We start from the raw sequence: 25,385 nt of genomic DNA on the forward strand, positions 1-25,385 counted from the left end.
AGGGATGCTTTCGCATCCCTTTCTTTTTGTTAATGAGGGTGCATGCTCACTAGAGCTTTTATCAATCAAGGAAATGTGGAAATGGAAAATAAACAGATTGCGATAACTCAATTCGGCGGCGTCGAAAACCTTAGTATTCAAACCGGTGCGATTCCTGAGCCTAAGGCTGGAGAAGTGGTGGTTAAAGTTTCCTTTTCGGGCATTAATCCGATTGATGTCAAAACCCGAGCTGGTCTTGGTTGGGCTGCTGCACAAAACAAAGATAACCTTCCTTGGGTGCCTGGTTACGATATTTCAGGACAAATTATCACGCTAGGCGATCAGGCTAAACGTTTTACTGTTGGCGATAACGTGGCAGGCTTTATTGGTTTCCCACTGCAAGGTGGCGGCTACAGCCAATATGTATGTGTCCCAGAAGCGGCATTAAGCATGGTTTCTGACTCTGTTACCCTAGAAGCGGCAGCAGCATTACCACTTGCGAGCCAAACAGCAGCCCAAGCGCTCAATAAAGCCGAAGTGAAGGAAGGCGATCGCGTGCTTATCTTAGCGGGCGCGGGCGGCGTTGGTCACCTTGCTGTTCAAATTGCAGTGGCAGCAAAAGCTGAGGTTTACACGACCTGCAGCGAAGCTAACCTCGACTATCTTGCAACGCTAGGCGCTCATGCCATCAACTATAAATTTGCCCCAGCTTCAGAGCGAGTTTCTGATGTTGATGTACTGATTGATTTGGTCGGTGGCGATACAGCGCTTGACGCATTGAAGTGCCTGAAAGATGGTGCGAGAGTGGTCACTGTTCCTACTCTATCGGCAGAGTTGATCTGCGAGAAAGCGAAATTATTAGGTTTTACTGCATCAGGCATGTTGGTGGAGCCAAACCCTGAACAAATGGACACCATGCTTTACATGGTCAGTGTCGGATTGCTTAAAACAGAGATTCAAGGTATCTACTCGTTAGACGAAGCGCAATCGGCTCATCTTCAGGTTGAAACCGGACATACAAGAGGCAAGGTACTACTTAAAATGCAAGAAGGTTAATATGCAGTGCTAGAGTTCTTTAATTCTCTTTTTGAAAACATAGCGCTGTGGTTCTCTGACTCGGCGCTTTGGGTACTCTTCATCAGTGGATTCTTAAGTGCCACGTTACTGCCCGGCGGTTCAGAAGCCAGTCTTGTTGCGGCATTGAGTTTAGAGCAGTTCTCTGTCTCATCGATTATTCTAGTGGCGACACTCGGCAATACTTTTGGCGGTCTTACTAATTATTGGGTTGGTTTGTGGTTGCCTAATCGAACTCAATCTGAAAAACATGGTCATAAGGCTATGGCTTGGCTGAGCCGTTATGGTTACTGGACGCTGTTATTCAGTTGGTTACCCGTTATTGGTGACCCTTTGTGTCTGGCCGCGGGTTGGCTAAGAATGAAATTTATCCCTAGCGTTATTTTGATAGCGATTGGCAAAGCCGCTCGCTACAGTCTACTTACTGCTATCTACTTCGGTTTTTTCTAAGGAGAACCTATGAAAAAGGTTTTACTTGGTACATTTTCTCTTATCGCCATTGCCGGCTGTTCTTACAATGTACCTAGCTCAACATCTTTCTTTTCCTCGTTACCTGAAGGTGTCACTCTGTTAGAAGAGGTTAAGCCTTCTAAAGACAAAGTGGTGATTCCTTACACCAAGTATCAATTGGATAATGGCTTAACCGTTATTCTTTCTCCGGATGATTCTGATCCTCTTGTGCATGTGGATGTCACCTATCACGTAGGTTCTGCTCGTGAGCAGATTGGTAAGTCGGGCTTTGCTCACTTCTTTGAACACATGATGTTTCAAGGCTCTGAGAACGTCGGTGACCAGCAACACTTTAAGATCATTACCGAAGCGGGTGGTTCGTTAAACGGTACCACTAATCGTGACCGTACCAACTACTTTGAAACCGTTCCATCTAACCAACTTGAGAAAATGTTGTGGTTAGAATCAGACCGAATGGGTTTCTTATTGGATGCGGTTTCTCAGAAGAAATTTGAAGTTCAAAGAGGCACGGTTAAAAACGAACGTGCTCAAAGTTATGAAAACCGTCCTTATGGCTTGATGTGGGAGCGCATGGGTGAGGCGCTTTACCCTGAAGGTCACCCGTATTCATGGCAGCCAATTGGTTATGTGGAAGATCTCGATCGTGTTGATGTGAATGACCTTAAGGCGTTCTTCCTACGTTGGTATGGCCCAAATAATGCTGTGTTAACGATTGGTGGTGATATCGACGTTGATGACACGCTAGAGTGGGTTAACAAGTACTTTGGCCCTATCCCTCAAGGCCCAGAAGTTAGGGCTGCAGAGAAACAACCTGCCGTGCTAACAGAAGATAAGTACATCACCTTAGAAGATAATATTCGTCAGCCGATGGTACTGGTCGGTTGGCCAACAACGTATCGCGGTGAAGAGACACAAGCTTCACTGAATGCACTGTCTAACGTGTTAGGTTCTGGCACCAACAGTTATCTGTATCAAAACTTGGTTAAAACACAGAAAGCAGTCAGCGCAGGATCTTTTCATGATTGTGCTGAATTAGCTTGTACCACGTATGTATATGCGATGGGCAACTCAGGTGAAAAAGCCGATTTGACGGTTCTTAATAAAGAATTGATGGATACCCTAGAGCAATTCTCGAAAGAGGGCGTTGAACAAGATCGTTTGGACCAGATCACCGGTATGGCAGAAGCGGATGCGGTTTTTGCATTGCAAAGTGTGAAAGGTAAGGTTTCACAACTCGCGTCTAATCAAACCTTCTATGGCCAGCCTGATCGTATTGAATCACAACTGGATCAAATCCGCGCGGTGACTCCCGATAGTGTAAGTAAAGCTTATCAAGACTTTATCGAGGGTAAACACAAGGTGACACTCAGTGTCGTACCTAAGAAGCGACTTGAGCTAGCGGTTCGCGAAGCTACATTCACCACTCCAACTCGCACGTTACCTGAATATGACAAAGTCACTGAAGATCAGCTCGATTTCAGAAAGGCGCCAAATACCTTTGATCGCAGCGTGATGCCAGAAGTGAACTTTGGTGTTGAAGCGACGATGCCTGAGTTGTACCGCATGCACTTTGCAAATGGCACGGACTTGATTGGTACCGTGACCAGTGAAACGCCGACAGTACAGCTCCAAATTCAATTGCCTGCAGGCGAACGCTATGTTCGCAAAGGGCAAGAAGGCCTAGCGAACCTAACGGCTTCGATGATGGAGGAAGGCTCAACCAAACGAACCGTTGAAGAACTACAGGCAACATTAGATAAGCTTGGCAGCAGCGTTAGTATCAGTGCGGGCAGTTACACCACGGACATTTCAATCTCGACGCTAGAGAAAAACCTGCCTCAAACCTTAGCGATCGTACAAGAGATTCTGTTTGAGCCTAAGTTTGATGAACAAGACTTCGAACGTGTTAAGAAGCAGATGCTAGAAGGCGTTGTGTATCAGCATCAGCAGCCAAGCTGGATGGCTTCTCAAGCAACCCGTGAAGTGCTGTTTGGTGACACTGTTTTTGCTCGCGCAAGTGATGGTACTAAGGAATCTCTATCGAAATTGACCTTAGACGATGTGAAAAAATTCTATGCGCAACATTACACACCAGAAGGTGCCAATATTGTTGTTGTGGGAGACATCTCGAAGAAAGAGGTAGGGAAACAGCTACAATTCTTTGAACAGTGGCAAGGCGATGCAGCACCATTAACGCGCCCTCAGATTATCAAAGAACTTTCTGGTCAGCACCTGTACTTAGTTGATAAACCGGGTGCGCCGCAAAGCATTGTTCGCTTGGTTCGTAAGGGCCTGCCGTTTGATGCGACGGGTGAATTGTACTTGAGCCAACTGGCTAACTTTAACTTAGCCGGTAACTTCAATAGCCGTATCAACCAGAACCTACGTGAAGACAAAGCTTACACTTACGGTGCAAGCGGTTATTTCGCGAGTACTCGTGAAACTGGTGCGGTAGTTTTTAGCGCGCAGGTAAGAGCCAATGCGACAGTTCCATCGATTCAGGAGTTCACTAATGAACTGAATGAATTTAGTCAAAGTGGATTAACTGACGAAGAGGTGAAATTTATGCGCCTTGCTGTCGGTCAACAAGATGCACTTAAATATGAAACGCCAAGTCAAAAGGCTGGGTTATTGAGTAATATTGTCGCATTGAGCCTTGATGAAAATTACCTACAACAGCGTAATCAGATAGTTGAAACGGTTTCAAAAGAGACCTTAAACGAACTATCGAAGAAATGGTTTGACCCGAATGATTATCAAATAATAGTGGTTGGCGACGCGACTTCGCTTCGTCCTCAACTAGAAAAGTTAGATATTCCAATAGAAGAGCTTGAAATCATTCGTTAGAGTACACATTAAAGGGGGAGGGAAAAGACTCTATTTTTCTCCTCCAACCTAATTTATGATAGTTCTAATCAGAACGATATAAGATAAGTGAACTGAATTTTGACTGATTTTGCTGCGCGACTAAAGCAAGTTGCAACCAACCCTAAGACCTTTTCTCAATTTGGTCGTGGTGTTGAAAGGGAAACGTTACGCTACACGGAGGATGGGCACCTTGCTACTGGGCCGCACCCAAAAGCTTTGGGATCTGCGTTGATGAACGGATGGGTAACGACCGATTTTTCCGAGTCGTTACTGGAGTTTATTACACCTGTTTCTAACGACGTTCCGACGCTTTTGAATCAATTGTCTGATATCCACCATTTCACACAAACCAAGTTAGATGACGAAAAGATGTGGCCGCTTTCTATGCCTTGCTACGTAGGCAGTGAAGATTATATTCAGCTCGCTCAATACGGCACCTCTAATAACGGCAAGATGAAGACGCTATATCGCGAAGGCTTAAAGCGTCGTTACGGTAGTCTGATGCAGATTATTTCCGGTGTTCACTTCAACTTCTCTTTCCCAGATAGTTTTTGGGATAGCTTGTTTGGAGAGCAAACAGAAGAAGTGCGTTGTAAATCTAAGTCCGATGCTTACTTTGGTTTGATTCGTAATTACTACCGTTTTGGTTGGTTAATCCCATATTTCTTCGGTGCTTCGCCTGCACTATGTCCTTCTTTCATCAAAGGGAGAGAGACAAAGCTACCTTTTGAAAAGATAGGCGAAACGCTGTACTTACCAAATGCAACAGCACTACGTCTGAGCGATCTTGGCTATACTAACAGTGCACAAAGTGTGCTGAAAATTGGCTTTAATAGCCTAGAACAGTACTTAGACGGATTGAACCAAGCGATTCGGACACCATCGGAAGAGTTTGCCGAAATTGGTACTAAAGTTGATGGTGAATACCGTCAGTTGAATAGTAACGTTCTTCAAATCGAGAATGAGCTTTATGCGCCAATTCGTCCTAAGCGTGTCGCAAAAAGTGGTGAGAAGCCATCAGAAGCACTCGCGCGTGGCGGTGTCGAATATATTGAAGTTCGTTCTTTAGACGTAAACCCATTCAGTTCAATTGGTATTAATGAACAGCAGGTCCGCTTCCTCGACCTATTCTTAACGTGGAGCGTGTTAACGGATTCTGCGGAGATGGATAACTGTGAGTTGGAATGCTGGCGTGATAACTGGAACAAGGTGATATTAGAAGGTCGTCAAGTTGGCCTAGAGCTTCAAATTGGTTGTAATGGCGAGCGATTGTCTCTGCAAGATTGGGCGAAGCGAGTCTTCAAAGACCTACGTTCTATTGCAGAAATGATGGACGCTCAGCAAGGTGGTCGTGCATACCAAGAAACTTGTGATACGCTGGGATCTTGGATTGACAACCCTGAACTGACTATTTCGGGCCAGTTGCTAGAAGAGACCAAAAAACTGGGTGGCTTAGGTAAAGTAGGCTGCGCATTAGGAAATGCTTACGCTCAACAACATACAGCACACCAATATAAAGTGTATTCAGCTGAGTTGATGGAAGCCGAAGTTCGACGTTCAGTGATTGATCAACAGCAAAGTGAAGAAGCCAGCACTCAAGATTTTGATAGCTTCTTAGCGGATTACTTTTCGTATTTAAAAGCATAGCGAGACTTTGGTGGAAAGGAAGCAAGCCTTATTAGGTCAACCTATTCATGTAAGTGGTAAATGGTCACCGGTGGTGACTGTTGGTGTTGTCTCTAGTTTATTGGTTGGATGTGCAACACCGCCACCTAAGCAGCAAGATAATCTGTGCAGTATTTTCAGAGAGCACTCTTCATGGTATGAAGGTGCATTGGATATGCAAAAAGAGTGGGGCACGCCGATTAACGTAGCGATGGCTTTTGTGAAACAAGAGAGTAGCTTTCGTCATGATGCACGCCCACCCAAAGATTACCTTCTTGGCTTTATCCCTTGGGGGCGGTTAAGCAGCGCCTACGGGTATGCGCAAGCGCAAGATCCTGCTTGGGAAGACTTTCAAAAAGCGACCAATAACGGTGGGTCAAGAACCAATTTCGATGATTCATTGATGTTCATTGGTTGGTATACCAGCGAGACTCGTCGTCAGCTTGGTATCTCGTTGTGGGACCCGTATAACCAATATCTGGCCTATCATGAAGGGCGTGGTGGTTATAAGCGTCAATCATACAAAAGCAAACCATCTTTGATTAAGGTGGCGCGCAAAGTCGAACAGCAAGCAAAAGATTATGGATGGCAACTGAAACAGTGCCGCAAAGAACTGGAAGACAATCGAAGTTGGTTTTTCTAAAGCCAACCGTCATGGAGAATAGTAATGCCTTTATTAGATAGTTTCACTGTTGATCATACACGCATGAACGCACCAGCCGTTCGTGTCGCGAAAACAATGCAAACCCCAAAAGGGGATACCATCACTGTGTTTGATTTGCGTTTTACCGCGCCAAACAAAGATATCTTATCTGAGAAAGGTATCCACACGCTAGAGCACCTATACGCTGGATTCATGCGTAATCAATTGAACGGCTCAGATGTAGAGATCATCGATATATCACCGATGGGTTGTCGCACTGGCTTCTACATGAGCCTGATTGGTACGCCTACAGAGCAACAAGTTGCAGACGGATGGTTGGCTGCAATGCAAGACGTACTGAAAGTTGAGAATCAAAATAAGATCCCTGAACTGAACGAATACCAATGTGGTACCGCGGCAATGCACTCTTTGGATGAAGCGAAAGAGATCGCTAACGCGATCATCGCTGCAGGTATTTCTGTAAACAAGAATGATGAACTGGCATTGCCAGAGTCTATGCTTCAAGAGCTTAAAATTGACTAACCACTTCTTAGTCCACATTGAATTTTGATATCAAAAGGCCCGCTTCATTGAACCGGGCCTTTTTGGTTTTCGTAATATAGTGGTTTAAGTTATGACTCACTTACACCTATTATTACCCGTTAACGACTTGCGGGAATACGCGTACTAGTTTGATACGATTTTCTTTTAGTTCAAGTATTTCCATGGGGTGGCTGGCAACCTGAACGCTAAGATGACTCTCAGGGATGTCCTCAAGATGTTCCAATATCAACCCATTCAGTGTTCTAGGGCCATTGGTTGGTAGTGCCCATTGTAGGCCTTTATTAATATCTCGGATATTGGCACTGCCTTCAATTAAAAAACTGCCATCACTTTGTGGAGTGATCTCTTCAGATAAGCTTGGTGTAATTGAAGTAGTAAACTCACCAACGATCTCTTCCAGAATATCTTCCAACGTAACCAAGCCGTTGATATCGCCATACTCATCGACAATTAAACCGATACGTTGTTTATTACGCTGGAATTTAAGCAGTTGAATGTTGAGTGGCGTGGATTCTGGGATAAAGTAGATTTCGTCTGCTGCACGCAAAAGTGTCTCTTTATTGAACTCATTTTTTTCAAGCATCAAACGGTAAGCTTCTCGTAGCCTAAGCATTCCAACCACTTCATCTATTTGATCACGATACAAAACCACACGGCCATGAGGAGAGTGAGTGAGTTGGCGGACGATAGATTTCCAATCATCATTGATGTCGATGCCGGTGATTTCATTTCGAGGCACCATAAGGTCGTTCACGGTGACGTGCTCTAAATCTAAGATAGAGACCAACATATCTTGGTGACGTTGAGGTATCAGGCTTCCCGCCTCATTTACCACAGTTCTGAGTTCTTCTGAGCTTAAGTGATCGGTCGCATCGTGACTGGCTGTGACCCCTAAAATACGAATAAAGCCGTTAGTAATGAAGTTAACCAATATCACCAGTGGTGACATTACCTTCATTAGTATCATCAATAAAATGCTACTGGCGTAGGAGACACGCTCAGGAAACAGAGAGGCGATGGTTTTTGGTGTCACCTCGGAAAATACGAGGATCACCAGAGTTAGAGTACCAGTAGCAATAGCAACACCGATATCTCCGTAGATGCGCATACCAAGGATAGTAGCAATCGCTGATGCTAGAATGTTGACGAGATTGTTGCCGATGAGAATGAGGCCAATCAATCTATCTGGACGGTTCAGAAGTTTTTCTACGCGTTTGGCACCTTTATGGCCCGTATTGGCTAAGTGCTTAAGACGGTAGCGGTTCAGGGACATCATGCCCGTTTCTGAACCAGAGAAATAACCAGAAATTACAATGAGACACGCGAGTAGCGCAAATAAGATACCCGTTGATATGTCGTCCAAAACTATTCTTTTCCTATTTGTGTATCTTGATTAATTTATGACCGAACATGGTCGAGATGTCAATTGAATATATCGTACTCAATATTTTAAAGGCAAGGGATGCGGTACCTTGCCTTTAATTTTGGGGATTAACTTAGGATGATTTCCTGAACGAAGCGACTACCAAAGTAGGCTAAAGTGAGCATGCTTGCGCCAGCTAATGCGAACCATGTGACTTTTTGTCCGCGCCAACCTTTTTGATAGTGACCCCATAGAAGGATGGAGTAGATAACCCAAGCAATAAACGACAACACGGCTTTGTGTGCCTTTCCTTGGGCAAACATATCTTGTACGAAGATAAGACCTGTCAACAATGTACCTGTTAACAAGCCATTCCCGATAAGAATGATCTTGAAAAGTTGTCGTTCCACCATCATTAATGGAGGTAGATTAGGATTCATCACTAGCGCTTTTTTCTTTTTAAGTTTGTGATCCAGCCACGCCAGCTGTAAAGCGTATAGCGCGCCAATAGTGAGCATGGCGTACGAAAATAGCGCCAAAGAGATGTGCACTAGAAGTTTTGGATCATGCTCTAAATGTTTGATGAATGTGCTTGGAAGGAAAGTTGCGGCCATCAAATTAAGCGCAGCGAAGCTATAAACGACTGGTAAAATAAACCACAGTCGGGTTTTGAGCATAGCACCGCTCATCACCAGTGAGATGATTAAACTAATTAATGAAGCAACGTTCAAGATACTGAGGTTTTGACCACTGGCATTAAAGATTAAATCGCCAAGCAACCAAGCATGGAAAGCTAAAGCAAGTAAGGCGCTGATAAACACCGTTTTTACACGGATTCCTGTTTGGTGCACGAGACCTGGAATGATCGTGGAAATCGCCATTGTATAAAGAAAGGCTGCTGCGATCGCAATAAGACTGTCCATGGTATCCATTTAAATGATTACTAATAGACGAATTATACCTCGCATCGCTCTTTGGGGCTATGGTGAACCTCACTCAATTCCAAGTGAACAATGTCTCACATCACAAGCGCGGATGATTAACGCTCTACAACGGGTATGACTCTAATCCACGCTAATGTATACTCACAGTAATAGTCGCAGGATTGAGCGAAGAGAAAACTATGTTTGATAATTTAACGGATCGTCTATCCAAAACGCTGAAAAATATCAGCGGTAAAGGTCGCCTGACCGAAGACAATATTAAAGAAACGCTGCGTGAAGTACGTATGGCGCTACTTGAAGCCGACGTTGCGCTGCCTGTTGTCCGCGATTTTGTTAAGCGCGTAAAAGAAGGTGCGGTGGGTGTTGAGGTTTCTAAATCTCTCACACCTGGTCAAGAATTCATTAAGATCGTTCAAGCTGAACTTGAAGCGGTAATGGGTGAGTCTAACGAGGCTCTGAATCTAGCAGCGCAACCGCCAGCGGTTATCTTAATGGCAGGCCTACAAGGTGCAGGTAAAACCACATCGGTAGGTAAGCTATCTAAGCTTCTAACCGAGCGCGACAAGAAAAAAGTATTGGTCGTGTCTGCCGACGTTTACCGTCCAGCGGCGATCAAACAGCTTGAAACGTTAGCAAGCGATGTTGGTGTTGATTTCTTCCCGTCTTCATCTGATCAAAAACCTCTTGATATAGCCAACGCTGCAATCGATCACGCTAAGAAGAAGTTCTACGACGTGCTATTAGTCGATACCGCTGGTCGTTTGGCTATCGATGAAGAGATGATGGGCGAGATCAAAGAGCTTCATGCTGCAATTAACCCAGTAGAGACGCTGTTCGTTGTTGATGCGATGACAGGTCAAGATGCTGCGAACACTGCAAAAGCCTTTGGTGATGCGCTACCACTAACCGGTGTTGTCTTAACGAAAGTGGATGGTGATGCGCGTGGTGGTGCTGCACTGTCTGTACGTCATATCACAGGTAAACCGATTAAATTCTTAGGTGTTGGTGAAAAGACTGATGCACTAGAACCTTTCCACCCAGATCGTGTTGCTTCTCGTATTCTTGGTATGGGCGATGTACTGTCTCTTATTGAAGACCTACAGAAAAACGTTGATACCGATAAAGCAGAAAAACTGGCGAAAAAGTTTAAAGAGAAGAAAGGTTTTGACCTTGAAGACTTCCGTGAACAGCTTGGTCAGATGCACAACATGGGTGGTATGATGGGCATGATGGATAAGCTTCCAGGCATGTCCCAACTACCGGACAACGTTAAAGATAAAGTTGATGACAAGATGTTCAAGCAGATGGAAGCGATCATCAACTCTATGACAATGAAAGAGCGTCAACGTCCTGACTTAATCAAAGGCTCACGCAAAAAGCGTATTGCTGCTGGTTCAGGTACACAGGTACAAGATGTAAACCGTATGCTTAAGCAATTCACCCAAATGCAGAAGATGATGAAGAAGATGCAGAAAGGTGGCATGAAAGGCATGATGCGCAACATGCAAGGTATGATGGGCGGCGGTGGCGGTATGGGCGGTGGCTTTAACCCGTTCGGCCGATAATCTATAAATGTAACCTTTAGCTACGTTACTTTTCATAGTGTTAGCTGTGTCACGGAAAGTGTATGGTGGCTATGTTGGTGAAAAAACAGCTAAAGCCCTTGCATTGCACCGGAATAAGAGTAAAATTCCGGGGCTTTAATTTGGCACGAGACCCCAAGCTATTACTTAGACTTGGGGTTAATTATTTTATTAAGAAAGCAAAGAGGACGACATGGTAACCATTCGTTTGGCACGTCACGGTGCAAAGAAGCGCCCATTTTATCAAATCGTAGTTGCGGATAGCCGTAACTCTGTAACTGGCCGTTTCATCGAGAAAGTAGGTTTCTTTAACCCTACTGCTCAAGGTCAAGAAGAAGGTCTACGTCTAGACCTAGATCGTGTTAACCACTGGGTTGGTCAAGGCGCATCTCTATCTGATCGTGTAGCTAAGCTAGTTAAAGACGCTCAAAAAGCGGCTTAATTCTTTTTTAAAGAGAAATAGCTTATGTCGATGAAGGATAAAGAAACGATGAGCGAGCAAAACAATAGAATTGTCATGGGTAAACTTGGGTCTACCTATGGTATTCGTGGCTGGCTTAAAGTGTTCTCCTACACAGACAATGCTGAAAGCATATTTGATTACACCCCTTGGTATTTAAACCAAAAGGGTAAGTGGGTTGAGTACAAAGTTGAGAGCTGGAAACGTCATGGCCAAGGTTATGTATGTAAGCTAGCGGGATTAGACGTTCGTGAAGACGCGCAACTGATGACTAACTTTGAAATTGCTATTGACCCTGCTTCGTTACCTGAATTGTCAGAAGATGAATTCTACTGGCGTGAATTGTTTGGTATGCAAGTTTTTACTACTAAAGGTTACGACCTTGGTAAGGTCACAGACCTATTAGAGACTGGCTCGAACGATGTTCTCGTAATCAAAGCAAATCTTAAAGATGCTTTTGGTCAAAAGGAACGGTTAGTACCGTACCTTGAAGAGCAAGTGGTCAAGAAAGTTGATCGCGAAGCTCGACGGATCGAAGTTGACTGGGATCCTGGATTCTAATTCCAAATTACAGAGCGAGAGAACACATGTGGGTTGGCGTAATAAGCCTGTTTCCTGAAATGTTCCGTTCTGTTACTGATTTTGGAGTAACAGGTCAAGCGGTTAAAAAAGGTCTTTTATCTATTGAGACATGGAATCCTCGTGATTTCACTCATGATAAACATCGCACTGTTGATGACAGACCTTACGGTGGTGGTCCTGGCATGTTAATGATGGTTCAGCCTTTGCGCGATGCTATCCAAACTGCCAAGCAAGCATCACCGGGAAAGACGAAGGTTATCTACCTTTCACCTCAAGGTCGCAAACTCGACCAAAAAGGTGTTGAAGAGTTGGCAACAAACGAGAATTTACTTCTTATTTGTGGTCGCTACGAAGGGGTAGATGAGCGCATCATTCAATCAGAAGTCGACGAAGAATGGTCGATTGGTGATTTTGTGATGACGGGTGGCGAATTGCCAGCCATGACGCTGATTGATTCAGTCTCTCGGTTTGTTCCGGGGGTACTTGGAGATTTCGCTTCAGCAGAAGAAGATTCTTTTGCAAATGGTTTGCTAGATTGTCCCCATTATACGCGCCCTGAGGTGCTAGACGATAAAGATGTACCATCGGTACTCAAGTCTGGAAACCATCAGGACATTCGTCGCTGGCGATTGAAACAATCGTTGGGCCGAACTTGGCTAAGAAGACCAGAGCTCCTGGAAAACCTAGCTCTGACTGACGAACAGGAACAATTACTGGCTGAATTCATTAAAGAGCAACGCTCTTAACGAAAAGCAAGCAGTAACCTATTAAATTTAGTATCAGTTTATTCTAGGAATTTATACAAATGAGCAACATCATCAAGGCTCTTGAAGAAGAGCAACTAAAATCAGACCTTCCTAAATTCGCACCAGGTGACACTGTTGTAGTTCAGGTTAAGGTAAAAGAAGGTGACCGTGAGCGTCTACAGGCTTTCGAAGGCGTTGTAATCGCTATTCGTAACCGTGGTCTACACTCTGCATTCACAGTTCGTAAGATCTCGAACGGTGAAGGTGTAGAACGTACGTTCCAAACTCACTCTCCAATCGTTGATAGCATCGAAGTTAAACGCCGTGGTGCAGTACGTCGTGCCAAGTTGTACTACCTACGTGAGCGTTCTGGTAAGTCAGCTCGTATTAAAGAGAAGCTTACTAAAAAGTAATTCTTTTTGCATTCTATCGATAAAAGCGGAGCCATTTGGCTCCGCTTTTTTGTGTCTGTAATTTAGAGCTGAGCAGGCAAGAGAGTCTCAATTCGCTCGTTCCTCGCTCTTGAGGAAATAAGGAATCACCGGCAATAAAAAAGGATTGACGTTAAACGCCAACCCTTCAAAATTTACTCGCTATGCTAAGTGGCTAGTGTGGATCTTCCGACCAACCATCGCTATCCGACATGTCTGGTGCGCCAGCGATGCTGTTCTCTTCATCTGCCCATTCACCAAAATCAATCATCTGACATTGCTTACTGCAAAACGGGCGATGTGGGCTTTGTTCACCCCATTCAACGTCAGTATTACATTGAGGGCATTTAACGATGGTGATTTTCTTCGACATAGTGATTCTTAATTTGAGGGGTGATAATAGTGAGTTTAGGCTCGAGTGAGCACTCAAGCCAAACGGTAAAAGGAAATTAATTAGGTGCAGATGGCCAATTCAAATTCGATATCTTGAGTACAGGCTTGCCCTGTTTCAAAGCTCATGAATTTAACGGCAAAACGGTTTTTATGACCCGAGATCATCGGGTAAGCGCCGTATTGCATCGGAATAGAAAGACGCAGGATATTTGCTTCATCAGCATCGCTCTGGAAGAAGCCTGCACGAGCAATTTGCTCTTTAAAGTGGCCAGTTTCTCTGGTTAGCTTTAACCATAGCGTTAGCGCTTCGTACAAAGGTTGTAGGCTATCCATCCACATTTTGGCATCTCTCATTCTTTTGTCGAGAGGAAGGTGTAGCCAGTAATGCAGTGCGGGTAAATCAAAGCAGCATGAGCCACCTGGTAGGTTAAAACGTTGGCGAATAGCGCTCAGGAAGCGGTCTTCCTTCAGTGATTGACCAAAACGCTCTGCTTGCATCAGTTCACGATAGATGTTGCCAATGTCTTTGAGTAATGACGTTAGCATCTCTTGATCGACACCTTCAACGTTTAACCAGCTTTTATAGGTCAAACGCTGCTTCTCAATGTCTTTTGCGAGTTCGCTCTTAAGCTGAATCTGTTCGAAAATTTCAATCAGGTCAAAGATAGAACGGAAAAAGAGTTGATACTGTTGAGCATCGGAAAATGTAGAAGACAAGTGTAGTTGTCTCAAGAGTGATTCAACTCTTAAGTAAATTCGTGTTTTCTCATTCAGAGGATGTTCAAATTTGTGGGTGATCATCAAGCAAGCCTTCATTCAACATAGTTCTATTCTGACCCATCTACTGTACTGATTGCCAGATACTTTTGATGTAAATCTGTGATTTGAGGCAAAAGTTCTTGGTTTTTAGTATGGTTTTCAATCACATCATCGGCAATGGCTAAACGTTGTTCTCTTGAAGCCTGTGATTTTAAAATTGATACAACTTGTTCCCTAGAAACATTATCACGATTCATCGTACGCTCTATTTGCACTTCGGAAGGCACATCAACGATCAATACGCGGTCGGCCATACCTTGCATTTGGTTTTCAACCAATAGAGGAGCTACTAATAAAGCATAAGGAGAGGTGACTTTAGACAGGTCACTGTCAATTTTGTTGCGGATCATCGGATGAAGAAGATCATTGAGCCATTGCTTTTCTTTTGCATTAGAGAAAATCTGCTCACGTAGTTTACTTCGGTTTAGCGTCCCATCTTCAAGTAAAATCGCTTCACCAAAATGGTCAGTAATCTGTTGTAGGCCTTTGCTGCCTGGTGCCACGACTTCACGAGCCACTATATCAGCATCGACAATATCAATATTAAAGTGTTTATTGAAAAGGTTAGCTACCGTGGTTTTACCACTGGCGATCCCACCACTTAATCCGATAATGATTGCCATGATCAAATTCCTAATACAGACGTGAAATACCAATCCATGATGTCGTTACCCCACATCAAGCTTACCCAACCAGCAATGGCGAGGTAAGGTCCAAATGGGAAAGCTTTATCTATGCCTTGTTGTTTTAACCTCAGTTGAATCAATCCAAAAATAAGGCCGACGAGTGATGATAAAAGAATGATCATTGGTAGGTGCTGCCACCCAAGCCATGCCCCAAGTGCTGCTAATAATTTAAAGTCACCATAGCCCATTCCTTCTTTACCCGTGAGTAGTTTGAAAAGCCAATAGACAGACCATAAGGCTAAGTAACCAACCATCGCACCAACTACTGAGTCTTGAAGCGAGACAGGGCTGATATTAAAAAGTGTTAACGCGATCCCAGACCAAATTAACGGCAAGGTGATTTGATCAGGCAGCATCATGGTGTCGAGATCAATAAAGGTCGCCGTAATCAATGCGAAGGTGAAAAAGATCAGCGCGATTGCGTAGAAACTAAAACCAAAGTGACTCGCCACCACGGTACAAAGTGTTGCAGTAAGTAATTCTACCAAAGGGTAGCGAGCACTGATTGGATTCGCACAACTGTGGCACTTGCCCTCTAAGAACAACCAGCTCAAAACGGGGATATTGTCGATGACTCTTAATTGGGTGTCACATTTCGGGCAAGTTGAACGTGGAGTGCTAAGATTAAATTCCCCTTCAGGTGCTGGGATTTTATATTGAGAGAAATATTCGGAGCACTCTTGTTGCCACTCACGTTCCATCATAATCGGTAATCGATGAATTACAACGTTGAGAAAGCTGCCGATAAGAAGGCTAAAAATGAAAGCTAATACAGGGAATAGCCAAGGATAGTAGTGAAGTACTTCCATAGTGTCTTTTTACCACGTGATCTATATGAGTCGAAGTTTGCTACTCATGGGTGTTAAGTCGCTTTTACTATCCTAACACACTCATTAGATTAAAGATTGGTAAGTACATTGCGACAACAAGCCCTCCTACAACGGTGCCCAGAAAGACAATGATCAGCGGTTCCAAAATCTTACCTAAGTTATCAACGGTATTATCGACTTCAAATTCATAAATAGTCGCAACCTTGTTGAGCATGTCGTCTAAATTTCCCGATTCCTCACCAATCATCACCATTTGTAGCACCATTTCGGGGAACACGTCTGTATTACGCATCGCGATATACATTGGCATACCTGCGGCCGTTTCACGGTGAACTTCTCCAATCGCAACCTCATAATGAAGGTTACCCGCGGTTTTTGCCGTGGTTTTAAGGCTAGTCAGGATCGGGATACCTGAACTGAAACTAGTAGAAAGAGTTCGACTGAATTTGGCGATAGAAGCTTTAGATAGAACCGTACCGAGTATGGGAAATTTTAAACTAAGTCGACTGGTGGTTAATCTGAGTGAGTAGGAGCGCTTACGCAGTAATTTAAAACTGACCATTACAACACTAACGGCAATCAAAGCGTACAGACTATAAGCTTGCATCCAATGTGATAATTGCAAAACCTGCTGGGTAAACCAAGGGAGATCAGCGCCAAAGCCTGCAAACATGGATTCAAATTCTGGAATAACCACGGTTAGCATTAGGTAAGAAACCGATAAGGCAACTAACACCACCATAGCAGGGTAAATGAGTGCTTTGATGACTTTTGAGCGGAGTTGCTCACTCTTTTCTCGATATGTCGCTAAGCGATCAAAGACTTGCGCAAGGTTACCTGAAAGTTCGCCAGTTGCGACTAAGTCGGTATAGAGCTCATCAAAGTGGCTACTGGCCGTACGCATCGCTCTTGAAATAGGGGTGCCGGCTTCGATGCCTTTACAGATATGCGACAGAATAGATTTCATTTCAGCTTTGCGGTGGTTATCTGATACCAATTTAATCGCCTGCACGATGGGCACACCAGTGGTTAGCATAGTGGCCAGTTGGCGAGTCAAAATAGTGATGTCTTTTGCTTTGACGCGATGCGTTAAGCGTGTAATGGCCGAGATGCTTTTCTTTTTGATTTTTTTTATCTGGATATGCTGTTCATTGAGTTTCTCTCGTACTTCCAATTCGGTTAACGCTAAAGTTTGGCCAGACACTTTCTTACCTGAGCTATTTATACCTCTCCAATGGTAGCTTTTTAATTGTGACTGTTTGGGCTGAATACTCATTTGTTCTCCATTGGACTATATGTACAGAACACGCTGTAGTTCTTGATAGCTGGTGATACCTTCAAGCAGCTTATCAAGCCCTGATTCTTGTAGGGTTCGCATGCCTTCCCGACGAGCAAGGCTTTCAATTGTTAGCGCGTTAGGCTTGTTGATAAGGCTGTTTTTGAGTTGGTCGGTAAACGGCATCACTTCGTAGATACCGACTCGGCCAGAATACCCTTGAGTACACTCATTGCACCCTTGTGGGTTGGCTTTGTAAATGGTTTGGCTGTTGGGAATAGAGTGACGCAGAAATATGTCCGGTGAATCATCCACCGTCTTGCAATGGTTGCACAAGCGCCTTGCGAGTCGCTGAGCAATAATTAGGCTTAATGATGAAGCAAGGTTAAAGGGCTCTATCCCCATGTGAGCGAGTCGAGTGACGGTTTCTGCTGCAGAGTTTGTATGCAGTGTTGAAAGGACTAAGTGGCCTGTTTGCGAGGCTTTGATCGCTATCTCTGCCGTTTCTAAGTCACGAATCTCTCCGACCATCACGATGTCTGGGTCTTGTCGTAAAAAGGATCGTAGTGCTTCAGCAAATCCAAAGCCGATCTTTGGTGTGACTTGTACTTGGTTGATACCACGTAAGTTAATTTCGACCGGATCTTCTGCGGTAGAGATGTTGCGTTCTGTGGTGTTAAGAACTCGAAGGCCGGTGTAAAGAGAGACTGTTTTGCCACTGCCGGTTGGCCCGGTCATTAAAATCATCCCTTGCGGTCGTTTCAGTGCATTAAGGTAGAGTGCTTTTTGTTCTTCGCTGTAGCCGAGTTTATCGATATCTAAATTGGCAGCGCTACTGTCTAGTAGGCGCAGTACGATCTTTTCGCCCCATAAGGTTGGCAGTGTTGATACACGCATATCAATCGCAAGCTCATCATTTAACCGCAACTTGATGCGGCCGTCTTGAGGCAATCGACGCTCGGCAATATCCAACTTAGCGAGAATTTTTAAGCGGGCCGATAACCGACGACTTAAATGAGAAGCGGGCTGTTGAATTTCGACAAGGATGCCATCGCAACGCAAGCGCACGCGGTAGTTTTCTTCATAAGGTTCGAAGTGGATATCAGAGGCGCCTTTACGCACCGCATCAACCAATATTTGATTGATAAAACGGCTCACAGGGGAATCATCTTGGCTGAGGTCTTCAATTGACGTGATTTCATCGTCAGAGACTTCAACCAGGTTGGCGAGTTCATCTTGAGTGATCTCTTTTCGCTTGGAGTCTTGTCCGAAAATCGAGCGGCCATACAATTTGCGTATCGCGCCTTCTAATTCTGAATAATTAGCGACGACGAGTTCAATTTGCAACCCTGTCGCAAATCGGAAATCGTCTTCAGCGTGTAAGTCGGTCGGGTCGGCAGAGGCGAGCGTGAGCGTAGAACTAGAAACGGTAATCGGAATAGCACAATACTTGGTGATCAGCTCACGAAGCCCTAGCTGTTCACACAAGGTTTCGTAGTTGGTATTGGCGAGTTGTACTAACGGTAAACCGAAAATGGTTTTGATATTGCTTGCTAAGGAATCGCCGCTGAATAAATCAAGAACGAGTAAAGCTTCAGGCGTAGAAACACCTGAAGCTTGTACATATTCCGCAACAGCTTGTTCTTGAGTCAGACTAAGTAGATTAGCCTGACGTAGAACCGTGGGCAGATTAGTGAGCATTATGGGCAGTATACGGTTTGTAAAGCATCGTTAGTGTCAAAACAAGTATTGGTCCAAATAATGCCTTCATTTTTAAATTCTGCAGCCATAACATACTTCTCTGTTGCGGCTATTGGACCTTTAGCACTGTTAGCTTCTGCTATGATTTCTACTGCACCAGAAGTTAGGGTACCTTCCTGAGCATAGATCTTAATCTCGTTGAGGATTAACTCCGCAGGAACTGTTGTGGCTGCTGCTGATGTTGAGCTTATACAACTGCTCGCAAAGTTGGCTTGACCATTTTCGTGAGCACAAAGCTCAACTGCTAACTTGACTGCCGCAGCTGCTTTTGGAAACTCTGATAGAGTCGCTTTTTTCGTATAATCTTGATAAGCCGGAACAGCAAATGCTGACAAGATCCCAATTATCGCCACCACAATCATCAATTCAATTAACGTAAAACCTTTCTGATTTGTTCTTTTGTTGTTCATTTTTCTCTTCCATTATTTGGTTTGTTTCAGTGCAAGCACTGGTTGATGGAGAGAATATAAGTCGAAATGGAGAAGTGGAATGGTGTGCAGGTGTGGTCGCGAGTGGTTTTGTGTTTTATAGTGTCTCGTTGCATATCGAGCGCAAAATTATGCGATCAACTTAAACTAACCACTTGATATATTGATAAGACAAGCAATAAAAAAGGCATCGCCTATAGCCATGCCTTGGTAGTTAAAGTATTGATAATTAAATAGATTAACCCATAAATCTCATCGATAAATCCATTGCTTTTAGGTGCTTGGTTAGCGCCCCTACAGAGATATAATCAACCCCTGTTTCAGCGAACTCAGCTATTGTCTCTAGAGTGACGTTACCTGAGTTTTCAAGTTCCGCTCGGCCAGCGTTGATTTTAACGGCTTCGCGCATCATGTCGGTGGTGAAGTTATCTAGCATAACGATGTCTGCGCCTGCGGTGATCGCTTGTTCTAGCTCTGCTAGGCTCTCTGTTTCAACTTCTACTGGCTTGCCTGGGTTCAGCTCTTTTGCCGTAGAGATAGCTTTCTCAATACCACCGCATGCGATGATGTGATTTTCTTTGATTAGGTACGCATCGAAAACGCCAATACGGTGATTAAAACCGCCGCCACAAGCGACCGCGTATTTTAGTGCGCTGCGTAGGCCAGGAATGGTTTTACGTGTATCTAACAGGCGGCATTCTGTGTGTTTGATTTTATCGGCGTAGATTGCCGTTGCTGTTGCACAACCTGATAGTGTTTGGATGAAGTTCATTGCGTTTCGCTCACCCGTTAATAGTGCGCGTGCTGGACCTGTTAATGAACAAAGCGTTTGGTTTGGCTCAACCTTGTCACCGTCTTCTACGTTCCACTCGATAGTGACTTCACCGCCCAATTGCTTAAACACTTCATCAGCCCAAGCTTTACCACAGAATACGCCGTGCTCTCGGGTAATGATGGTTGCGCTATTGATTGCGTCTGCAGGGATTAGACTTGCCGTAATATCAGCCGCTGGATCCAACGTTCCGCCTAGATCTTCTTTGATAGCATCCGCGACGGCACGTGTGATCTCTCGAGGCAGTTGCTCTTTTAAGTAGTCAAGGCGTTGGTGGCTGTTATGTGTGTTTTTCATCGCAAATCTAATCTTGAAAGGGAGTGGGAATGGAATGATACTCTTGCTTAACTTCAAATTAAAGAGGCTAGCGCGACTGCTCTATGGGCAAGGTCACATTCTTATTGTGCTAGCGGAAAAGAAAGTGAGACCAAGATGATGATCAGTTCCAACGGATGGTATGACAACGCTCGACATGTCCCATCCCCGTATTTTGATTCAAGACCGGATTGTGAGGACATCTCTCTGCTGGTGGTTCACAACATCAGTTTACCGCCGGGTCAGTTTGGTGGGCCCTATATTGAGCAATTTTTTACTGGAAACCTGAACCCAAATGCCCATCCGTTTTTCAAGGTGATTCACCAGATGGGCGTTTCTGCTCACTGTTTAATTCGTCGTGACGGTGAAGTGGTGCAGTTTGTTTCGTTTCTTGATCGAGCTTGGCATGCTGGTCAGTCTAGCTTTTCCGGGCGTGAAAAGTGTAACGATTACTCTATTGGTATTGAATTGGAGGGCAGTGACTTTGTCTCGTACACCGAGCTGCAATATCAATCTTTAGTACAATTAACCAAGACTCTAATGTCGAATTTTCCCGCGATTACTAACCAGCGAATTACTGGACACCAATATATTGCGCCCCTTCGAAAAACTGATCCAGGCTTGGTTTTCGATTGGCAGAAGTTTAAAGGAAAGCTCAAGATTTAGGCCTAAATTTTAATAGGGTTCAGTGTGTACTGAGCCTTAAGTCGTCAACATTTAGTATAATCACTTGTGAGTTTTTGTTGTTGTTATGTAAAGGAAGTGGTTGAGGAGAGGGGATCAATAAACTGAGAGTGTGACGGGCCTATCAAACACTCAGATATTAATATTTATGAACAGGATTTTACTCTCAATTGTGCTCTTGGTTCGATTTTTAACCAGTTTAAGCTAGTATTCCTGAAACAATTCATTTTTATCCTGAAACTTTCTAGCACGAAAGCTCCCCAAAAGTATTACTCCTGTAAATGGTAAGACCAATTTGGTTGCTGTTTTAAATTTCATTTGTTAAATCGTGGTTAATTCATGCTGTATTCTATGATACAGGTCAACTTTAGGCTGGACAGTGGCGTTTTAATTATGTTAATTTCTGCTCAACTTAAAATTGGTATTACCAATTGTCAGCGAAGAAAAAGAAGAACAATAAACTATGGCTTATCAAAGGATTCGTCAGCCAAAACTCTCCGATGTTATCGAGCAAGAGTTAGAAAGGTTGATTGTGGAAGGAACACTGGCTCCAGGGCAGCAACTGCCGCCTGAGCGCGAACTGGCGAAACAGTTCGATGTGTCTCGTCCTTCAGTCCGAGAAGCGATACAACGTTTAGAGGCAAAACGCTTGCTTACTCGCCGTCAAGGTGGAGGTACGTTTGTTAGCGAAAGTATCTGGAAAAGCTTTTCAGATCCTTTGCTTAATTTGTTGTCCTCCCATTCTGAAACCCAACTAGACTTGTTGGAATCGCGTCATGCGATGGAAGGGATTTCGGCTTACTTCGCGGCATTGCGTGGCACTGAAGAAGACTTTACTCGAATTCAAGCATGCCAAGAAAAAATTCATGGTGCGCAAGATAAGGGTGATATTGAAGCCGAATCTGCAGCGGTGATGGCTTTTCTTGTTGCTTTAACAGAGGCAGCGCACAATGTAGTGTTATTGCACATTGTTCGTAGCTTGGCTCCGTTACTCGAACAAAACGTCTTAGAAAATTTAAAGCTGTTGCATCGTCGTAAAGACGTTGTGGAGAAAGTGAGTATACATCGAGCTAACATTGTAGATGCGATCGTTTCAGGGCTGCCAGAACAGGCGCGTGAAATGTCACATTCTCATTTAGCTTACATCGAAGAAACATTGCTTGATTTGACGAAGGAAGAATCGCGTCGCGAACGTTCTCTACGTCGAATTCAACAGGGTAAATAGTCGTAATACTTCGGCTGTTTACGTGTTTAGTAGAATCCAACTAACAAAAAGGATAGATCGCCATGTCTGACATGAAGCATGACGTTGATGCTCTGGAAACTCAAGATTGGTTAGAAGCTCTTGAGTCAGTAGTACGTGAAGAAGGTGTAGAACGTGCACAGTTTTTACTAGAACAAGTTCTAGATAAAGCGCGTTTAGATGGTGTTGATATGGCTACAGGCATCAACACAAACTACATCAACACAATTCCAGCAGCACAAGAGCCAGCTTACCCTGGTGACGTAACTCTTGAGCGTCGTATTCGTTCGATTATTCGTTGGAACGCAATCATGATCGTATTGCGTGCTTCTAAGAAAGACCTAGACCTTGGTGGTCACATGGCTTCTTACCAGTCAGCAGCAGCGTTCTATGAAGTTTGTTTTAACCACTTCTTCCGTGCTCCAAACGAGACTGACGGTGGCGATCTAGTTTACTACCAAGGTCACATCTCTCCAGGTATCTACTCTCGTGCATTCGTTGAAGGTCGTCTAACTGAAGAGCAACTAGATAACTTCCGTCAAGAAGTTGATGGTAAAGGTATCCCTTCTTACCCGCACCCTAAATTGATGCCTGAATTCTGGCAGTTCCCTACTGTATCTATGGGTCTAGGTCCGATTTCTGCTATCTACCAAGCGCGCTTCCTTAAGTACCTTGAAGGTCGTGGCCTGAAAGATACTTCAGCGCAACGTGTATACGCGTTCCTAGGTGACGGTGAGATGGATGAGCCAGAATCACGTGGTGCTATCTCTTTCGCTTCGCGTGAGAAGTTAGACAATCTATGTTTCCTCATCAACTGTAACCTACAGCGTCTAGATGGCCCTGTAATGGGTAACGGTAGCATCATTCAAGAACTTGAAGGCCTATTCAAAGGCGCAGGTTGGAACGTTGTTAAAGTTATCTGGGGTAGCAACTGGGACTCTCTACTTGCTAAAGACACGACTGGTAAGCTTCTTCAACTAATGAACGAAACTATCGATGGTGACTACCAAACGTTCAAGTCTAAAGATGGTGCATACGTACGTGAACACTTCTTTGGTAAGTACCCTGAAACTGCTGCACTTGTTGCAGACATGACCGATGACGAGATCTTCGAACTGAAACGTGGTGGCCACGATTCTTCTAAACTGTTCTCTGCATTCAACAATGCAAAAGAGACAAACGGTAAGCCAACGGTAATCCTAGCTAAGACTGTTAAAGGTTACGGTATGGGCGAAGCTGCAGAAGGTAAAAACATCGCTCACGGTGTTAAGAAGATGGACATGACTCACGTTCAATACCTACGTGATCGTTTAGGCCTACAAGAGCTTCTTTCTGATGAGAAAGTCGCTGAACTTCCTTACCTGAAACTGGAAGAAGGTTCTGCTGAGTACGAATACCTACACGCTCGTCGTAAAGCTCTACAAGGTTACACGCCAGCACGTCTGCCTAAATTTACGCAAGAGTTCAAGGTTCCGGAGCTAGACGCATTCGCACCTCTACTTGGTGAGCAGAAGCGTGATATCTCTACCACTATGGCTTATGTACGTACGCTAAACATCCTGCTTAAAGATAAGAATATTGGTAAGAACATTGTTCCTATCATCTGTGATGAAGCTCGTACATTCGGTATGGAAGGTCTATTCCGTCAGGTTGGTATTTACAACCCACAAGGTCAAGAATACACACCTGAAGATAAAGGCATCGTTTCTTACTACAAAGAAGCGACATCAGGTCAAGTTCTTCAAGAAGGTATCAACGAGCTAGGTTCTATGGCGTCATGGCTTGCGGCTGCAACGTCATACAGCACAAACGATCTGCCGATGATCCCGTTCTACATCTACTACTCAATGTTCGGTTTCCAACGTATTGGTGACATGGCATGGCTAGCAGGTGACCAACAAGCTCGTGGCTTCCTACTAGGTGCGACTGCTGGTCGTACAACACTGAACGGTGAAGGTCTACAGCACGAAGATGGTCACTCGCACATCCAAGCGAACACGATCCCGAACTGTATCTCTTACGACCCAACGTTTGCTTACGAGCTAGCAGTAATCATGCAAGACGGTATCCGTCGCATGTACGGTCCTGAGCAAGAGAACGTTTACTACTACCTAACAGTAATGAACGAGAACTACGCAATGCCTGCAATGCCAGAAGGCGCTGAAGAAGGCATCCGTAAGGGTATCTACAAGCTTGAATCTTACGTTCCTCAAGGTGATAAAGCGACTAAGGGCAAAGTTCAACTAATGAGCTCTGGTACTATCATGAACGAAGCGCGTAAAGCAGGTGCAATTCTAAGTGAAGAGTACGGCGTAGCATCTGACGTATTCTCTGTAACGTCGTTCAACGAACTTACTCGTGACGGCCAATCGGTAGAGCGTGACAACATGCTTCACCCAGAAGCTGAAGAGAAAGTACCGTACATCACAACAGTTCTTGGTAAAGAACCTGCAATCGCAGTGACTGACTACATGAAGAACTACGCTGAGCAAGTACGTGCGTACATGCCAACTGAGTCTTACAAAGTACTTGGTACAGATGGTTTCGGCCGTTCTGACAGCCGTGCAAACCTACGTCGTCACTTCGAAGTTAACGCTGGCTACATCGTAGTTGCAGCGCTAACTGAACTGGCTAAACGTGGTGATATTGAGAAATCTGTCGTTGTTGAAGCAATTGCTAAGTTCGATATCGACACTGAAAAAACTAACCCGCAATACGCATAAGACTGGCATTAAGGTAGGAAAA

The 25,385-nt window shown here is 44.3% G+C and carries 23 protein-coding genes and 1 pseudogene; 14 read left to right on the top strand and 10 right to left on the bottom strand.

The genetic code is table 11. The features are described from left to right. The first annotated feature begins 81 nt into the window (after positions 1 to 81). The 6 genes from WR49_RS05150 to luxS all read left to right on the top strand — a co-directional run bounded on the left by WR49_RS05150 (position 82) and on the right by luxS (position 7,243). Entirely contained in the window at positions 82 to 1,035 is a 954-nt protein-coding gene (locus tag WR49_RS05150; protein ID WP_046223302.1) for an NADP-dependent oxidoreductase, read from the top strand. A gap of 6 nt (positions 1,036 to 1,041) precedes the next feature. Continuing rightward, complete coding sequence (locus WR49_RS05155) at positions 1,042 to 1,503, top strand: YqaA family protein (RefSeq protein ID WP_017056593.1); 462 nt, start codon at positions 1,042 to 1,044, stop codon at positions 1,501 to 1,503. A gap of 9 nt (positions 1,504 to 1,512) precedes the next feature. Continuing rightward, positions 1,513 to 4,371 (top strand): M16 family metallopeptidase, encoded by a 2,859-nt coding sequence (locus WR49_RS05160; RefSeq protein ID WP_046223303.1) that lies wholly within the window; start codon positions 1,513 to 1,515, stop codon positions 4,369 to 4,371. 99 nt (positions 4,372 to 4,470) lie between these two features. Next, positions 4,471 to 6,039, top strand: a complete 1,569-nt coding sequence (gene gshA, locus WR49_RS05165) for a glutamate--cysteine ligase (protein WP_046223304.1) — start codon at positions 4,471 to 4,473, stop codon at positions 6,037 to 6,039. A 10-nt stretch (positions 6,040 to 6,049) separates the two neighbouring features. Continuing rightward, positions 6,050 to 6,700: a transglycosylase SLT domain-containing protein gene (locus WR49_RS05170; RefSeq protein ID WP_082082743.1), complete on the top strand. Its 651-nt coding sequence runs from the start codon at positions 6,050 to 6,052 to the stop codon at positions 6,698 to 6,700. A gap of 24 nt (positions 6,701 to 6,724) precedes the next feature. After that, positions 6,725 to 7,243, top strand: a complete 519-nt coding sequence (luxS, locus tag WR49_RS05175) for an S-ribosylhomocysteine lyase (RefSeq protein ID WP_017056597.1) — start codon at positions 6,725 to 6,727, stop codon at positions 7,241 to 7,243. A 112-nt stretch (positions 7,244 to 7,355) separates the two neighbouring features. Here luxS and WR49_RS05180 read toward each other — a convergent pair whose 3' ends face one another. Together WR49_RS05180 and WR49_RS05185 are read right to left on the bottom strand one after the other, a co-directional pair. Next, complete coding sequence (locus WR49_RS05180; protein ID WP_046223305.1) at positions 7,356 to 8,627, bottom strand: HlyC/CorC family transporter; 1,272 nt, start codon at positions 8,625 to 8,627, stop codon at positions 7,356 to 7,358. A gap of 128 nt (positions 8,628 to 8,755) precedes the next feature. After that, on the bottom strand, positions 8,756 to 9,550 hold the full coding sequence (locus tag WR49_RS05185) for a cytochrome C assembly family protein (RefSeq protein WP_046223306.1): 795 nt from the start codon (positions 9,548 to 9,550) through the stop codon (positions 8,756 to 8,758). 200 nt (positions 9,551 to 9,750) lie between these two features. On the opposite strand from WR49_RS05185, the gene ffh reads away from it, so the two are divergent. The 5 genes from ffh (at position 9,751) to rplS (ending at position 13,355) form a co-directional block, all read left to right on the top strand. Beyond that, positions 9,751 to 11,136, top strand: coding sequence for a signal recognition particle protein (gene ffh, locus WR49_RS05190; RefSeq protein ID WP_046223307.1), 1,386 nt, complete (start codon positions 9,751 to 9,753; stop codon positions 11,134 to 11,136). 211 nt (positions 11,137 to 11,347) lie between these two features. Continuing rightward, positions 11,348 to 11,596: a 30S ribosomal protein S16 gene (rpsP, locus tag WR49_RS05195; protein ID WP_004735508.1), complete on the top strand. Its 249-nt coding sequence runs from the start codon at positions 11,348 to 11,350 to the stop codon at positions 11,594 to 11,596. 24 nt (positions 11,597 to 11,620) lie between these two features. Next, entirely contained in the window at positions 11,621 to 12,175 is a 555-nt protein-coding gene (gene rimM / locus WR49_RS05200) for a ribosome maturation factor RimM (protein WP_017056602.1), read from the top strand. A gap of 26 nt (positions 12,176 to 12,201) precedes the next feature. Further along, positions 12,202 to 12,942 (top strand): tRNA (guanosine(37)-N1)-methyltransferase TrmD, encoded by a 741-nt coding sequence (trmD, locus tag WR49_RS05205; RefSeq protein WP_046223308.1) that lies wholly within the window; start codon positions 12,202 to 12,204, stop codon positions 12,940 to 12,942. A 59-nt stretch (positions 12,943 to 13,001) separates the two neighbouring features. Then, on the top strand, positions 13,002 to 13,355 hold the full coding sequence (gene rplS / locus WR49_RS05210) for a 50S ribosomal protein L19 (protein WP_046223309.1): 354 nt from the start codon (positions 13,002 to 13,004) through the stop codon (positions 13,353 to 13,355). 193 nt (positions 13,356 to 13,548) lie between these two features. On the opposite strand, the gene yacG is transcribed toward rplS, so the two are convergent. The 8 genes from yacG to nadC all read right to left on the bottom strand — a co-directional run bounded on the left by yacG (position 13,549) and on the right by nadC (position 20,695). Continuing rightward, entirely contained in the window at positions 13,549 to 13,746 is a 198-nt protein-coding gene (gene yacG, locus WR49_RS05215) for a DNA gyrase inhibitor YacG (protein ID WP_017056605.1), read from the bottom strand. Between the two features lie 80 nt (positions 13,747 to 13,826). Continuing rightward, entirely contained in the window at positions 13,827 to 14,567 is a 741-nt protein-coding gene (gene zapD / locus WR49_RS05220) for a cell division protein ZapD (RefSeq protein ID WP_029627015.1), read from the bottom strand. 26 nt (positions 14,568 to 14,593) lie between these two features. After that, entirely contained in the window at positions 14,594 to 15,208 is a 615-nt protein-coding gene (gene coaE / locus WR49_RS05225; protein WP_046223310.1) for a dephospho-CoA kinase, read from the bottom strand. Positions 15,209 to 15,210: 2 nt separating this feature from the next. Beyond that, positions 15,211 to 16,080, bottom strand: a complete 870-nt coding sequence (locus WR49_RS05230) for a prepilin peptidase (RefSeq protein WP_046223311.1) — start codon at positions 16,078 to 16,080, stop codon at positions 15,211 to 15,213. A 67-nt stretch (positions 16,081 to 16,147) separates the two neighbouring features. Continuing rightward, complete coding sequence (locus tag WR49_RS05235) at positions 16,148 to 17,377, bottom strand: type II secretion system F family protein (protein WP_046223312.1); 1,230 nt, start codon at positions 17,375 to 17,377, stop codon at positions 16,148 to 16,150. 15 nt (positions 17,378 to 17,392) lie between these two features. Then, a complete protein-coding gene (gene pilB, locus WR49_RS05240; RefSeq protein WP_046223313.1) occupies positions 17,393 to 19,078 on the bottom strand; it encodes a type IV-A pilus assembly ATPase PilB in 1,686 nt (561 codons plus the stop codon). Then, on the bottom strand, positions 19,078 to 19,548 hold the full coding sequence (locus WR49_RS05245) for a pilin (RefSeq protein WP_046223314.1): 471 nt from the start codon (positions 19,546 to 19,548) through the stop codon (positions 19,078 to 19,080). Before WR49_RS05245 ends, pilB begins: the two co-directional genes overlap by 1 nt. A 256-nt stretch (positions 19,549 to 19,804) precedes the next feature. Next, entirely contained in the window at positions 19,805 to 20,695 is an 891-nt protein-coding gene (nadC, locus tag WR49_RS05250) for a carboxylating nicotinate-nucleotide diphosphorylase (protein ID WP_046223315.1), read from the bottom strand. A gap of 83 nt (positions 20,696 to 20,778) precedes the next feature. On the opposite strand from nadC, the pseudogene ampD reads away from it, so the two are divergent. From ampD to aceE, 3 genes and pseudogenes are all read left to right on the top strand, one after another. Beyond that, positions 20,779 to 21,379 (top strand): annotated as a pseudogene (gene ampD / locus WR49_RS05260) (1,6-anhydro-N-acetylmuramyl-L-alanine amidase AmpD). A gap of 481 nt (positions 21,380 to 21,860) precedes the next feature. Continuing rightward, entirely contained in the window at positions 21,861 to 22,622 is a 762-nt protein-coding gene (pdhR, locus tag WR49_RS05265) for a pyruvate dehydrogenase complex transcriptional repressor PdhR (RefSeq protein WP_046223318.1), read from the top strand. A gap of 62 nt (positions 22,623 to 22,684) precedes the next feature. Next, the gene (aceE, locus tag WR49_RS05270; protein WP_046223319.1) at positions 22,685 to 25,363 is read left to right on the top strand and encodes a pyruvate dehydrogenase (acetyl-transferring), homodimeric type; all 2,679 of its coding nucleotides are present in this window, start codon (positions 22,685 to 22,687) and stop codon (positions 25,361 to 25,363) included. Positions 25,364 to 25,385 lie beyond the last annotated feature (22 nt).

It is taken from the genome of Vibrio sp. ECSMB14106 (assembly GCF_000972265.1).
Taxonomy (GTDB): domain Bacteria; phylum Pseudomonadota; class Gammaproteobacteria; order Enterobacterales; family Vibrionaceae; genus Vibrio; species Vibrio kanaloae.

What these genes read in the sequence shown, in the direction of transcription:
- WR49_RS05150 (WP_046223302.1), top strand. Translation starts at nt 82, where the DNA reads ATGGAAAATAAACAGATTGCGATAACTCAATTCGGCGGCGTCGAAAAC.
- WR49_RS05160 (WP_046223303.1), top strand. Translation starts at nt 1,513, where the DNA reads ATGAAAAAGGTTTTACTTGGTACATTTTCTCTTATCGCCATTGCCGGC.
- luxS (WP_017056597.1), top strand. Translation starts at nt 6,725, where the DNA reads ATGCCTTTATTAGATAGTTTCACTGTTGATCATACACGCATGAACGCA.
- WR49_RS05185 (WP_046223306.1), bottom strand. Translation starts at nt 9,550, where the DNA reads ATGGACAGTCTTATTGCGATCGCAGCAGCCTTTCTTTATACAATGGCG.
- ffh (WP_046223307.1), top strand. Translation starts at nt 9,751, where the DNA reads ATGTTTGATAATTTAACGGATCGTCTATCCAAAACGCTGAAAAATATC.
- rpsP (WP_004735508.1), top strand. Translation starts at nt 11,348, where the DNA reads ATGGTAACCATTCGTTTGGCACGTCACGGTGCAAAGAAGCGCCCATTT.
- rimM (WP_017056602.1), top strand. Translation starts at nt 11,621, where the DNA reads ATGTCGATGAAGGATAAAGAAACGATGAGCGAGCAAAACAATAGAATT.
- trmD (WP_046223308.1), top strand. Translation starts at nt 12,202, where the DNA reads ATGTGGGTTGGCGTAATAAGCCTGTTTCCTGAAATGTTCCGTTCTGTT.
- rplS (WP_046223309.1), top strand. Translation starts at nt 13,002, where the DNA reads ATGAGCAACATCATCAAGGCTCTTGAAGAAGAGCAACTAAAATCAGAC.
- yacG (WP_017056605.1), bottom strand. Translation starts at nt 13,746, where the DNA reads ATGTCGAAGAAAATCACCATCGTTAAATGCCCTCAATGTAATACTGAC.
- zapD (WP_029627015.1), bottom strand. Translation starts at nt 14,567, where the DNA reads ATGATCACCCACAAATTTGAACATCCTCTGAATGAGAAAACACGAATT.
- coaE (WP_046223310.1), bottom strand. Translation starts at nt 15,208, where the DNA reads ATGGCAATCATTATCGGATTAAGTGGTGGGATCGCCAGTGGTAAAACC.
- WR49_RS05230 (WP_046223311.1), bottom strand. Translation starts at nt 16,080, where the DNA reads ATGGAAGTACTTCACTACTATCCTTGGCTATTCCCTGTATTAGCTTTC.
- WR49_RS05235 (WP_046223312.1), bottom strand. Translation starts at nt 17,377, where the DNA reads ATGAGTATTCAGCCCAAACAGTCACAATTAAAAAGCTACCATTGGAGA.
- pilB (WP_046223313.1), bottom strand. Translation starts at nt 19,078, where the DNA reads ATGCTCACTAATCTGCCCACGGTTCTACGTCAGGCTAATCTACTTAGT.
- WR49_RS05245 (WP_046223314.1), bottom strand. Translation starts at nt 19,548, where the DNA reads ATGAACAACAAAAGAACAAATCAGAAAGGTTTTACGTTAATTGAATTG.
- nadC (WP_046223315.1), bottom strand. Translation starts at nt 20,695, where the DNA reads ATGAAAAACACACATAACAGCCACCAACGCCTTGACTACTTAAAAGAG.
- pdhR (WP_046223318.1), top strand. Translation starts at nt 21,861, where the DNA reads ATGGCTTATCAAAGGATTCGTCAGCCAAAACTCTCCGATGTTATCGAG.
- aceE (WP_046223319.1), top strand. Translation starts at nt 22,685, where the DNA reads ATGTCTGACATGAAGCATGACGTTGATGCTCTGGAAACTCAAGATTGG.